Annotated in this window: 12 protein-coding genes; 3 read left to right on the top strand and 9 right to left on the bottom strand. The window is 55.4% G+C overall.

The genetic code is table 11. From position 1 onward, the window contains the following. The first annotated feature begins 152 nt into the window (after positions 1-152). The 3 genes from coaE to yacG are packed head-to-tail and all read left to right on the top strand — an operon-like array spanning position 153 to position 1,720. Positions 153-773 carry a dephospho-CoA kinase gene (gene coaE, locus PGR10_RS19035; RefSeq protein WP_087860881.1) on the top strand — a complete coding sequence of 207 codons (621 nt, stop codon included), beginning with the start codon at positions 153-155 and terminating at the stop codon, positions 771-773. Next, entirely contained in the window at positions 773-1,516 is a 744-nt protein-coding gene (zapD, locus tag PGR10_RS19030) for a cell division protein ZapD (RefSeq protein ID WP_087860882.1), read from the top strand. The genes coaE and zapD overlap by 1 nt, the downstream gene beginning before the upstream one ends. Positions 1,517-1,525: 9 nt before the next feature. Continuing rightward, positions 1,526-1,720 (top strand): DNA gyrase inhibitor YacG, encoded by a 195-nt coding sequence (yacG, locus tag PGR10_RS19025; RefSeq protein ID WP_015368237.1) that lies wholly within the window; start codon positions 1,526-1,528, stop codon positions 1,718-1,720. Positions 1,721-1,787: 67 nt separating this feature from the next. Here the strand turns inward: yacG and mutT are convergent, their stop codons facing one another. The 9 genes from mutT to murC all read right to left on the bottom strand — a co-directional run bounded on the left by mutT (position 1,788) and on the right by murC (position 12,542). Continuing rightward, complete coding sequence (mutT, locus tag PGR10_RS19020; RefSeq protein ID WP_087860883.1) at positions 1,788-2,180, bottom strand: 8-oxo-dGTP diphosphatase MutT; 393 nt, start codon at positions 2,178-2,180, stop codon at positions 1,788-1,790. A gap of 60 nt (positions 2,181-2,240) precedes the next feature. Beyond that, positions 2,241-4,946 (bottom strand): preprotein translocase subunit SecA, encoded by a 2,706-nt coding sequence (secA, locus tag PGR10_RS19015; protein ID WP_032709883.1) that lies wholly within the window; start codon positions 4,944-4,946, stop codon positions 2,241-2,243. A gap of 61 nt (positions 4,947-5,007) precedes the next feature. After that, entirely contained in the window at positions 5,008-5,505 is a 498-nt protein-coding gene (gene secM, locus PGR10_RS19010; RefSeq protein WP_015368240.1) for a secA translation cis-regulator SecM, read from the bottom strand. A gap of 322 nt (positions 5,506-5,827) precedes the next feature. Beyond that, positions 5,828-6,745 (bottom strand): UDP-3-O-acyl-N-acetylglucosamine deacetylase, encoded by a 918-nt coding sequence (lpxC, locus tag PGR10_RS19005; protein WP_015368241.1) that lies wholly within the window; start codon positions 6,743-6,745, stop codon positions 5,828-5,830. Between the two features lie 100 nt (positions 6,746-6,845). Continuing rightward, a complete protein-coding gene (ftsZ, locus tag PGR10_RS19000; protein WP_004857884.1) occupies positions 6,846-7,997 on the bottom strand; it encodes a cell division protein FtsZ in 1,152 nt (383 codons plus the stop codon). Positions 7,998-8,059: 62 nt separating this feature from the next. Further along, positions 8,060-9,322, bottom strand: a complete 1,263-nt coding sequence (ftsA, locus tag PGR10_RS18995; RefSeq protein ID WP_002888625.1) for a cell division protein FtsA — start codon at positions 9,320-9,322, stop codon at positions 8,060-8,062. Beyond that, positions 9,319-10,152 carry a cell division protein FtsQ gene (ftsQ, locus tag PGR10_RS18990; protein ID WP_087860884.1) on the bottom strand — a complete coding sequence of 278 codons (834 nt, stop codon included), beginning with the start codon at positions 10,150-10,152 and terminating at the stop codon, positions 9,319-9,321. Before ftsQ ends, ftsA begins: the two co-directional genes overlap by 4 nt. Position 10,153: 1 nt before the next feature. Then, positions 10,154-11,074 carry a D-alanine--D-alanine ligase gene (locus PGR10_RS18985; protein ID WP_045390016.1) on the bottom strand — a complete coding sequence of 307 codons (921 nt, stop codon included), beginning with the start codon at positions 11,072-11,074 and terminating at the stop codon, positions 10,154-10,156. Continuing rightward, positions 11,067-12,542: a UDP-N-acetylmuramate--L-alanine ligase gene (gene murC / locus PGR10_RS18980; RefSeq protein ID WP_020079611.1), complete on the bottom strand. Its 1,476-nt coding sequence runs from the start codon at positions 12,540-12,542 to the stop codon at positions 11,067-11,069. The genes PGR10_RS18985 and murC overlap by 8 nt, the downstream gene beginning before the upstream one ends. Between the last annotated feature and the right edge of the window lie 46 nt (positions 12,543-12,588).

Raw genomic sequence — 12,588 nt, 5'->3', positions numbered from 1 at the left:
CCAATTGATTTTCATATATAAAGAAAGTAACGATTCACATAATGGATACTTTTTCGATTTAGCAAAATCTCGATTAAGCTATCCCCGGCGCCTGACGGGCGCGGTGAATCGCCAGGGTTTTGAACAATAATGTGACATCGGGATTGAAGTGTATGGGGTATACGGTAGCGTTAACAGGCGGCATCGGTAGCGGTAAAAGTACCGTCGCCGACGAGTTTGCTCACCTGGGCGTAACCGTCATCGACGCCGATATTATTGCGCGTCAGGTTGTAGAGCCCGGTACACCTGCCCTGCTCGCCATTGCCGAAAGATTTGGTCCGCAGATGATCAACGACGATGGCAGCCTGAATCGCCGCCGCTTACGCGAACGCATTTTCGCTTATAGCGAGGACAAGGCCTGGCTTAACGCGCTGCTGCATCCGCTGATTCAGCAAGAAACGCGCCGTCAGATGCAGGCCTCAACCTCACCTTATCTCCTCTGGGTCGTACCCTTGCTGGTCGAAAACCGCCTGACCGATAAAGCCGATCGCGTACTGGTTGTCGATGTGCCGAAAGAAACGCAAATCGAGCGCACCATGCGCCGCGATGGGGTCAGTCGCGAACACGCTGAACATATTCTTGCCGCCCAGGCGACACGCGAACAGCGTCTTGCCGCAGCGGATGATGTTATTGAAAACATGGGCTCCGCGGATGCCGTCGCATCCCACGTCGCCCGCCTGCACGAAAAGTATTTAATGCTGGCATCGCAGGCCGCCTCACAGGAAAAACCGTAATGCATACCCCTGTTCTCTTCGAACACCCGCTCAATGAGAAAATGCGCACCTGGCTGCGCATTGAATTTTTATTTCAGCAGCTCTCTTCTCGCCCCACTATCGCCAGCTATGCGGACGCCCTCCATTTTTTCCGCAATACCGGCGATCTACTGGATGTGCTGGAACGCGGTGAAGTGCGTACCGATCTGCTGAAAGAGCTGGAGCGACAACAGCGGAAATTACAAACCTGGGCCGAAGTGCCCGGCGTCGACCAGCAGCGTATTGAAGCCCTACGTCAGCAGCTTAAACAGTCCGGCAGCACCTTGATCTCCGCTCCGCGCATTGGCCAGTTTCTTCGTGAAGATCGGCTGATTGGCCTGGTGCGCCAGCGTCTGAGCATCCCTGGAGGCTGTTGCGGCTTTGATTTACCAACGCTGCATATCTGGCTGCATATGCCGCAAGAGTATCGTGATGAGCAGGTGGCGAGATGGTTAGCGAGCCTGACGCCGCTGATGCAGTCGCTGGAGCTGATCCTTGATTTGATTCGTAACTCCGCGCCTTTCCGTAAGCAAACCAGCCTCAATGGTTTTTATCAGGATAACGGCGACGATGCCGATCTGCTGCGCCTGCGCCTGGATCTCGCAAGCCAGCTGTATCCGCAAATTTCCGGCCATAAAAGCCGCTTTGCTATCCGTTTCCTGCCACTGGACAGCGAGCATGGCATCGTGCCGGAACGCTTTGATTTTGAACTGGCTTGTTGCTAAGGAGATACTATGTCAGAAGAGACTATCGTTAACTGCCCAACCTGCGGTAAAAACGTCGTCTGGAGCGAGCAAAGCCCGTTTCGCCCGTTTTGCTCGAAACGCTGCCAGCTTATCGATCTTGGCGAGTGGGCGGCGGAAGAGAAACGTATACCCAGTTCCGGCGACTTGTCCGACAGCGATGACTGGAGCGAGCCGCAGCAGTAACCTTCCCTATCGCTAACCCGGGACGATCCGGATTAGCGTTTCAGGCAGGCGCCGGGTAGCCCGGCGCTCAGGCAAGCGTAATAAGTTTATTAATTATCGGCTCGTTCGCCGGCGGAAATGCCTGCGGATCCAGCGCCTGCTGCGCCATCCACTGCCCCGGTTGTCCTTCTTTACCCCACGGCTCGCCTTGCCAGTTTTCCACCAGGAAGAACCATAGCGTGATATGGCGGTCAGGGAACTGATACTCCAGTTTGTCGAACAACGCAGACGTCGTCACCGTAATCCCGACCTCTTCCTGCAGTTCACGTACCAGCGCCTGTTCCGGCGTTTCACCTGATTCTATTTTGCCGCCGGGGAATTCCAGTTTATTGGCCATATGCGCGTCTGCGGCACGCTGGGTAATAAAAATTTCGCCTTGCGGATTGCGAATTATCCCGACGGCGATTTGCAGTTTTTTCATTGAATCAGCTCCATAAAAAAGGCGCAGAAATCTGCGCCCTGGTTTGCTTTTTATCAGCCCTTAGCTCAGACGGCCGTGGCACTGTTTATATTTTTTACCGGAACCGCACGGGCACGGATCGTTACGGCCAACCTTACGGTCGCCGGTCTGCTCAGCCAGCGAGGCGGCAGCCAGAGTATCGTCATCCTGATGGCTCAGCTGCTGCATCTGCGCGAGACGCTCCGCCTCTTCACGACGTTGCTGTTCCATCTCTTCGACTTCTTCCGGCATCCGCACCTGCACCTTGCTCAGGGTGCTGATGACTTCATACTTCAGCGATTCGAGCATAGCTGCGAACATTGAGAAGGATTCGCGCTTGTACTCCTGCTTCGGATCTTTCTGCGCATAGCCGCGCAGATGAATACCCTGGCGCAGGTAGTCCATCGCCGCCAGGTGCTCTTTCCACAGGGAATCCAGCGTTTGCAGCATGACGCCTTTCTCGAAGTGACGCATCATTTCGGCGCCGACCACTTCTTCTTTACGCTGGTAGGTTTCTACCGCGCTCTGCAGAATACGTTCGCGCAGGGTCTCTTCATGCAGCTCCGGCTCTTTATCCAGCCACTCTTTGATTGGCAGATCAAGGTCGAAGTCGTTTTTCAGACGTTCCTGCAGGCCTTCGATATCCCACATTTCTTCCAGCGACTGCGGCGGAATGTGCGCATCGATAGTGGCTTTGAAGACATCTTCGCGGATGCTGTTGATGGTTTCGCTCACGTCGGAGATATCCAGCAGCTCGTTACGCTGGGTGTAAATAGCGCGACGCTGATCGTTGGCGACGTCATCATATTCCAGCAGCTGTTTACGAATATCGAAGTTGCGGCTTTCCACTTTACGCTGAGCGTTGGCAATCGCTTTGGTCACCCACGGGTGCTCGATAGCTTCGCCCGGCTTCATCCCCAGTTTACGCATCATGCCGGATACGCGATCGGAGGCGAAGATACGCATCAGGGCATCTTCCATCGACAGGTAGAAGCGGGAAGAACCGGCATCACCCTGACGGCCAGCACGGCCACGTAGCTGGTTATCGATACGGCGGGATTCATGACGCTCGGTACCGATGATGTGCAGACCGCCTGCGGCCAGGACCGCATCGTGGCGCACCTGCCAGTCAGCTTTGATTTTTTCAATCTGCTCCGGCGTTGGATTTTCCAGCGCGGCGACTTCCGCCTGCCAGCTACCGCCGAGCATAATATCGGTACCACGGCCCGCCATGTTGGTGGCGATGGTGACCGCAGCCGGATAACCCGCCTGGGCGACGATATCCGCTTCGCTGGCGTGGAACTTGGCGTTCAGGACGTTGTGCTTGATGCCGGCTTTCGTCAGTTCACGGGAAACCACTTCAGATTTTTCGATTGAGATAGTACCGACCAGCACCGGCTGACCGGCAGCGGTACGATCTTTAATATCCTCGATAATCGCCTGAATTTTTTCCGCTTCGGTCATGTAGACCAGATCCGCCATATCCTTACGGATCATCGGACGGTTAGTCGGGACGACAACGGTATCCAGTTTATAGATGGAGCTGAATTCAAAGGCTTCGGTATCCGCGGTACCGGTCATCCCCGCCAGCTTCTCGTACAGGCGGAAGTAGTTCTGGAAGGTGATGGATGCCAGAGTCTGGTTCTCGTTCTGGATCTCCACGCCTTCTTTAGCTTCTACCGCCTGGTGCAGGCCATCGGACCAGCGACGCCCCTGCATCGTACGGCCGGTGTGTTCATCGACGATGATGACTTCGCCATCTTTCACAATGTAGTCAACGTCGCGGGTAAACAGCGCGTGGGCGCGCAGCGCGGCGGTAACGTGGTGCATCAGCATGATGTTGGTCGGAGAATACAGCGATTCGCCTTCCTCCATGATGCCTTCCTGCACCAGCAGCTCTTCGATCAGTACCAGACCGCGTTCGGTCAGGTTAACCTGGCGAGCTTTCTCATCCACGGAGAAGTGGCCTTCACCGGTAAAGGTGTCGGAGTCTTCCTTTTCCTGGCGGATCAGGTGCGGAATAATTTTGTTCACCTTGCGATACATTTCGGAGCTGTCTTCAGCCGGGCCGGAAATGATAAGCGGCGTACGCGCTTCGTCGATCAGGATGGAGTCCACCTCATCCACCAGCGCATAGTGCAGTTTACGCTGTACGCGCTCTTCCGGGCTGAACGCCATGTTATCGCGCAGATAGTCGAAGCCGTATTCGTTGTTGGTACCGTAGGTGATGTCGGCTGCGTAGGCTTCACGCTTCGCCGGCGCAGGCAGGCCGGACATATTGATGCCCACGCTCATGCCGAGGAATTCGAACAGCGGACGGTTGTTTTCGGCGTCACGCTGCGCCAGATAGTCGTTGACGGTAACGACGTGAACGCCTTTACCGGTCAGCGCGTTAAGGTAGGCCGGCAGGGTCGCGGTCAAGGTTTTACCTTCACCGGTACGCATTTCCGCGATGCAGCGGTCGTTCAGTACCATACCGCCCAGCAGCTGCACGTCGAAGTGGCGCATGCCGAAGACGCGTTTACTCGCTTCGCGCACTACGGCAAAAGCTTCCGGGATCAGGCTTTCCAGGCTTTCACCTTTCTCCAGACGCGCGCGGAATTCTCCGGTTTTGGCTTTCAGCTCATCATCAGAGAGCTTTTCCATCGCCGGTTCCATACCGTTGATGATATTGACGACTTTGCGCATACGGCGCAGCGTACGGTCGTTACGGCTACCGAACACTTTAGTTAACATTTTAATTAGCATAATAAAATCTCAAACGCCCCGCGGTGCGGAGTCACAAAAATAGGATGGTCCGTGTTTATTTTCAGCTGAGACGTTGAGGCCCTGCGCGGATCCCCGCCACCTGGCTTATCCAGGCGCTGACGCGGAAGGCAGAATAAGAGGAAGGGATATAAGCCGCCTGGCGGATAACCACCGGCGGTTTGCTGTCCTGGGTCAGCAGCGCGCTGAGCGTGTCGAGCAGGGCCAGATGCTGGGCCTGAAGCGGCGATGATTCTTCCGCCACCGGCAAAGCCTGCGGCGCCATCGCAAACGACAGATGGCGAATGACAGTGCGAATCGCATGCTGATGCCAGTAATCGACAGTAAAGTTCGGCCGACGGTTGGCCTCCAGCAGCGCCAGCTGGGAGAAGTTAACTTTATTCGGGTTATGGTTGCTGGCCGTGGCTTTCGCCGGCGTAGTGGTTTCGTGGCTGTTGTTAAGCGCAGGCAGGCCGAGGCTAGCCGCGACCATCCCCAACAGGAGATGCGGCCAAAAATACCGTCTGCCAAACTGTCGCCAACGCGTCAGCAATCCACTCACTTTCTTTACCTTTAGTTGGTATTCCTGCGTCCTTTCCGGCGGTCCATTTTATTGGCGGTCTTCGCAGTACAGCCTGAAATCGACAGGATAAAGCAACCCAGAGAAAAATTTTGCGCCCAAATACTAACATTAATACCGCGCCGAGACAGCAGGAATGAACGCTAATGCTGCGGGAAAACGCTTAATAAAGCAGCGAACGCGCACAGGTTATTGCCAGCGAAACACAGTCAAAAGCGGTTTGGGGAGGCTAAAAAGAAAAACGACTGGTTCCCTGGACGGAGAGAGTACCAGGTTACCAGTCGAATTTACTGAATGGTCAGGCTTACGCCAGAACCATTGACGGTGCGCGGAATGCCAGCGGCAGTTTTGCGTCGTCTTCGAAGGTCACATACTCCCAGGCTTCCTGTTTTGCCAGAACAGCCTGCAGCAGTTTGTTATTTAACGCGTGACCGGATTTGAACGCCGTGAATGCGCCGATAATGTTGTGACCACACATAAACAGGTCACCGATCGCATCCAGCATTTTGTGGCGAACAAATTCATCTTCAAAGCGCAGACCGTCTTCGTTCAGTACGCGATAATCGTCAACAACGATGGCACAATCGAAGCTGCCGCCCAGGCACAGGCCACGGGACTGCAGATATTCGATATCACGCATGAAACCGAAAGTACGAGCACGGCTAATCTGACGCATGAACGCATCGGCCGAGAAGTTCAGCGCATAGCGTTGGGTGCTGGAGTCGATCGCCGGATGGTTAAAGTCGATGGTAAAGTCCAACGAAAAACCATTGTACGGCTTAAACTCAGCCCATTTGTCGCCATCTTCAACGCGAACCGTCTCTTTGATACGCACAAATTTCTTGGCGCTGTTCAGTTCATCGATGCCGGCATCCAGCAACAGATAAACGAACGGAGCGGCGCTACCGTCCATAATCGGGATTTCCGGCGCATCGACTTCAACAATAATGTTGTCGATACCCAGGCCAGCCAGTGCGGCATTTAAGTGCTCGACTGTAGAAATCCGCACGTCATGCTCGTTCACCAGGCAAGTACAGAGCATGGTATCACGCACAGATTTGGCATCAGCCGGAAAATCAACCGGTGGATTCAAGTCGGTGCGACGATAGATGACCCCGGTATTTGCCGGCGCAGGGCGTAAAGTCAGCGTGACTTTCTTGCCGGTATGCAAACCGACACCAGTCGCCTGAACAATACGTTTAAGAGTCCTTTGTTTGATCATCGTATAATCTCGCCAAGTTACCTATCCAACCGAAGTGTACTATACATTCGGCAGGGCAGTTTAGCACAAAGAGCGCAGATGCCCAACTTCCAGCCAATTCTTAATCAGCTTGCTTACGCAGGAAAGCTGGAATATCCAGATAATCCGGCTCTTTCGCGGTTTGCGGCGTATTGTCGTTCACCACTTTGGCCACCGGTTTCTGCTCTTGAGTCAATGGAGCCATACCGTGCTGCTGGTAGCGATCCATTACCGGCTGCTGTACCTGTTTGTTGGTCACCAGGGTAATTTCCGGACGCTTGTCCATACCGATACCGGTGGCAACAACGGTTACACGCAGTTCGTCGTTCATATCCGGGTCCAGAGAGGTACCGATAACCACGGTCGCGTTATCCGAAGCAAAGGCGCGGATAGTGTTACCAACGGTCTCGAACTCATCCAGACGCAGGTCGAAGCCAGCGGTGATGTTGACCAGTACGCCGCGCGCGCCGGACAGATCGATATCTTCCAGCAGCGGAGAAGAGATAGCCATTTCAGCCGCTTCTTCCGCACGGTCTTCACCGCTCGCCACGCCGGAGCCCATCATCGCGTAGCCCATTTCCGACATCACGGTACGGACGTCCGCGAAGTCGACGTTCATCAGACCCGGACGGGTAATCAGTTCGGCAATACCCTGCACCGCACCTTTTAGTACGTCGTTTGCCGCGCCGAAAGCGTCGAGCAGAGAGATACCGCGGCCCAGTACTTTCAGCAGCTTGTCGTTCGGGATGGTGATCAGTGAGTCAACGTGCTTGGACAGTTCGGTGATCCCCTGCTCAGCAAACGCCATGCGCTTCTTGCCTTCGAAATTAAATGGCTTAGTGACGACCGCAACGGTCAGGATACCCAGATCCTTCGCCACTTCCGCGACCACTGGCGCCGCACCGGTACCGGTACCGCCGCCCATACCCGCCGCGATAAAGACCATGTCCGCGCCATCAAGCGCAGCGCGCAGCGCTTCACGGTCTTCGTCAGCCGCATTACGGCCCACTTCCGGGTTCGCGCCTGCACCCAGACCTTTGGTAATACCGCTACCGATCTGGATAGTCTGGCCAACAGCCGTTTTACGCAGCGCCTGCGCATCGGTGTTCACCGCGAAGAATTCAACACCCTCAATGCGCTCGCGCACCATGTGTTCAACGGCATTACCGCCGCCGCCACCGACGCCGATGACTTTAATCACCGCGTCGTTGGTCAGTTCCATAGGTTCAAACATAGTTTCTCTCCGTCTTGTGCCTGTCGCCTGAGAACGCTAATTGTCTGCGTTCTCTTAAAAAATTAAAACTCTTTTCGCAGCCAGCTGTTGAGCCGCTTAATCCACGAGCCCACCGACGCCGTCACGCGTTTTTCTACTTCTGCTTCACCACTGAGATGTGACTCTTTTCCGTAGTGCAGCAGCCCAACCGCCGTCGAATAATACGGCTCCTGAGCGTAATCCGTTAAACCGGTAATGTTCAGCGGCGCGCCAATGCGCACCTGCGTATGGAACACGCGCTGCGCGCAGGCCGCCAGGCCTTCAATTTGCGCGGCGCCGCCGGTTAATACAATCCCCGCCGCCAGATGGTGTTTGACCCCTTGCTGACGGAGCTGTTCCTGCAGCTGCAGGATTTCTTCGTTAACCAGATTGAGCAGTTCGGTATAACGCGGTTCAATCACCTCTGCCAGCGTCTGACGCTGCAGGCTACGCGGCGGACGTCCGCCCACGCTCGGTACTTCCACGTTTTCGTCTTTACCGACGATTGAACCTAATGCGCAACCGTGACGAACCTTGATGGCTTCGGCGTCGCTCGGCGGCGTACCGAAGGCATAGGCGATGTCGCTGGTCACCACGTTGCCCGCGTAAGGGATCACTTTGGTGTGACGCAGCGCGCCGCCGGTATACACGGCGATATCCATTGTACCACCGCCGATGTCCACTACGCAGACACCCAGCTCACGTTCGTCTTCCGTTAATACGGAATAACTGGCCGCTAAACCGGCGAAAATTAGTTGGTCAACTTTCAGACCACAACGTTCAACCGCTTTAACAATGTTTTTCGCCATATCGTTATGGCAGGTAATCAGATGTACCTTCGCTTGCATACGCACGCCGGATAACCCTACCGGGTTTTTAATACCTTCCTGGTAGTCGATGGCGTATTCCTGCGGGATGACGTGCAGTACGCGATGTTCGTCGCGTACGCGTACCGATTTCGCGGTATGAACGACGTTTTCCACGTCATCCTGCGTCACCTCTTCTTCGGAGATAGGCACCATGCCAATCTCATTTTGACAGCTAATATGCTTACCTGAAAGCGCCAGATACACTGATGAGATCTGGCAATCGGCCATCAGTTCAGCCTGGTCGATAGCGCGCTGTACGCATTTCACTACCGACTCGAGGTCATTCACCCCGCCTTTATCCATGCCGCGCGATGGGCAACTGCCCACGCCAATGATATTAATCATACCGTCGGGCAGAACTTCCCCTACTAAAGCGGCAACCTTCGCGGTGCCAATCTCCAGTCCAACTACCAGTTTTCTGTCCGTCGCCTTGATCATCGTTGTTCTGCCTGTGCCTGATTCTGTTGTTGATTATTTTCCTCTACGGGAGCAGGTACCCAACCTACCGCCGCACCCGAGTCATAGCGCAAATCAACGTAGCTTATCCGTTTGCCGTCGGTCTGTGCCTGCTGCTGAAGAACCGGGTAGAGTTCCATAAAGCGCTGAAGCCGTTTCATGGTGTCGCCGCGGCCAAGGTTGAGCTTAATATCGTTATTAAGCGTCAACTGCCAGGAGCGACGCGCGGTCATTGCCGCCACTTTCAACGTGAACTTATCCTTTGCCAGCACCTGCCCCATGTTGCGGTATCCCTGTAGCACTTCATTTTCGCTGCCTTCAGGACCGTATAACATCGGTAAGTTCTGTTTGCTGGTGCGATCCGCCGGCACGCTGAAAGAATTACCTTCCACGTCTACCATATGTTGATCATTCCAGCGCGCAATCGGCACATATTCAACCAGATGAATCTTCAATTCATCGGGCCACTGTTTTCTTACGCTCGCCTGCTTAATCCACGGCAGGCGCTCAATTTGGCTCTGGATGATATTGACATCCTGAGTCATAAAGGTGCCCGGCGAGCCCAACGCCAGAATCGCCTGACGGATATCATCGTTACGCGTGTAGTGACGTTCGCCGGTGACGACCATTTTCGACAACGGCAGACGCTGCGCATCTTCCATCCAACCAAGAACCATCCATCCGCTGACCAACACGGTACACAACACCGCCAGCAGGAAAACGATCCCTGCCAGCCGGGTTCCATTATTCCGACGCGAAGAAGCAATCGATTCTTCTTCCTGGTTCCGCGTATTCAGCGCCGCCTGCGACATATCACCCCGCCAGGTCCAGAATTCGTACAACAAGCTGCGAGAAGCTCATCCCCGCCTGGCGGGCCGCCATCGGCACCAGACTATGACTAGTCATGCCCGGTGAGGTGTTCGCTTCCAGCAGATAAAACTGGCCATCGCTGTCCAGCATCACGTCAATACGTCCCCATCCTTTGCAACCCAGAACATTCCAGGCTTTAAGCACCAGGCTCTGGATTTCTGTCTCGCGGGCGGGTTCCTCAAAACCAGGGCAGAAATATTGCGTCTCATCAGAGAGATACTTCGCCTCATAATCATAGAAGGTTCCAGCCGCCTGGATACGAATTGACGGTAAAATTTCTTCACCGACGATAGCGACGGTAAATTCCGGGCCACTGAGCCATTTCTCAATCAGAACTTCATCATCATGCTGAAAAGCCAGCGCCAATGCATCCTGCATTGCACAACTTTCGCTAACTTTCGACATGCCGACGCTGGACCCTTCGCGGCTCGGCTTGATGATAACCGGCAGCCCCAGCGCCGCAATCTGCTCAGAAACGCCAGCAGAAAGTCCTGCGTTGAACTGGGCACGAGTCAATGCAACCCACGGCGCGACCGGTAATCCCGCCCCCTGCCACAGTAATTTGCTGCGCAGTTTATCCATCGAAATAGCGGAAGCCATTACGCCGCTGCCGGTGTACGGCAGTTGAATGAGTTCCAGAAGGCCTTGCAGCGTGCCATCTTCGCCGCCGCGCCCGTGCAGGGCAATAAACGCTTTCTGAAAGCCCATGTTTTTCAACTGGGTGATATCAACGTCGCGCGGATCGACCGGGTGGGCATCCACCCCGCCTTCACGCAGCCCGGCCAACACCGCCGCGCCTGAGTTCAGCGAGACTTCACGTTCAGCGGAGGTTCCGCCGAAGAGAACCGCGATTTTATCAGCCATGTCGGTCCTCCTCCGTTTTTTGCGGTACCAGTTTGATTTCAGCCAGGTGACGTGCGATTTTTCCTATGTTACCGGCGCCCTGCACCAGCACCAGATCGTCGCCGGTCAATACCGACGCCAGCATCTCCGCGGCTTGCGCGGGATCGGAAACCAGAATCGGGTCAACTTTGCCGCGACCGCGGATCGTACGGCATAGCGAGCGGCTATCGGCGCCAGGAATCGGCGCTTCGCCCGCCGGATACACATCCAGCATCAGCAGCGCATCAACCTGGGTCAGCACGTTGGCGAAATCATCGTACAGATCGCGAGTACGGGTATAACGGTGCGGCTGGAATACCATCACCAGATTTTTATCCGGCCAGCCGGCACGCGCCGCTTTGATAGTGGCGTCAACTTCCGTCGGATGATGACCGTAATCGTCGATTAGCATCGCGCTACCGCTCTTGCCGTTGACTTCCGCCAGCGGATATTCGCCAAGGAAGTCGAAGCGGCGGCCGGTGCCCTGGAAACTTTCCAGCGCGCGCAGAATCGCCTCATCTTCAATGCCTTCTTCCGTCGCGACGGCAACGGCCGCGGCAGCGTTGAGCGCGTTATGGCGACCCGGCGCGTTCAGCGTCACCTGCATGACCTCTTTATCCTGGCGTACCAGGCGGAAATGGCCCTGCGCGCCGACCTGACGATACTCTTCAATGCGTACGTCGGCGTCATCGCTAAAACCGTAGGTGGTGATTTGGCGGCCAACGCGCGGCAGCAGTTCACGAATCACCGGGTCATCCACGCACATCACTGCGCGCCCGTAGAACGGCAGGTTGTGCAGGAAGTTAATAAAGGTCTGCTTCAGGTTCTCGAAGTCGCCATGGTAAGTATCCATATGGTCAGCTTCGATGTTGGTCACAATGGCGACCATCGGCTGCAGATGCAGGAACGACGCATCGCTCTCATCCGCTTCCGCAATCAGATAGCGGCTATGGCCAAGACGAGCATGCACGCCCGCCGCCTTCACCAGCCCGCCGTTGACGAAGGTCGGATCGAGGCCGGCCTCGGCGTAAATGCTGGATACCATCGCGGTGGTCGTGGTTTTGCCGTGCGTACCGGCAATCGCAATCCCGTGACGGAAACGCATGAGTTCCGCCAGCATTTCCGCGCGGCGGATCACCGGAATGCGGGCTTCGTGCGCGGCGACGATTTCCGGGTTATCCGCGGAGATCGCGCTGGACACCACGACAACGCTGGCATCGCGCACGTTTTCCGGGCGATGGTTGAAATAAATGGTGGCGCCAAGCTGCGACAATTGCTGAGTCACCGGATTCGGCGCGAGATCGGAGCCGCTAATCTGGTAGCCTTCATTCGCCAACACTTCGGCAATACCGCCCATACCGGCACCGCCGATGCCGACAAAGTGAATGTGCCGAACGCGACGCATCTCGGGCACTATGGAACGCAGTTTTGCCAAATCTTGTGTATTCATTCTTTACGCCATCAACTTCTTTATTCGGGCGGTGAAAATCACCGCG

It is taken from the genome of Klebsiella sp. 141198 (assembly GCF_050600785.1).
GTDB classification, from domain to species: Bacteria; Pseudomonadota; Gammaproteobacteria; order Enterobacterales; family Enterobacteriaceae; genus Klebsiella; species Klebsiella aerogenes.
Note: the sequence above shows the minus strand (reverse complement) of the source record. Positions and strands in the feature narration are given on the sequence as shown.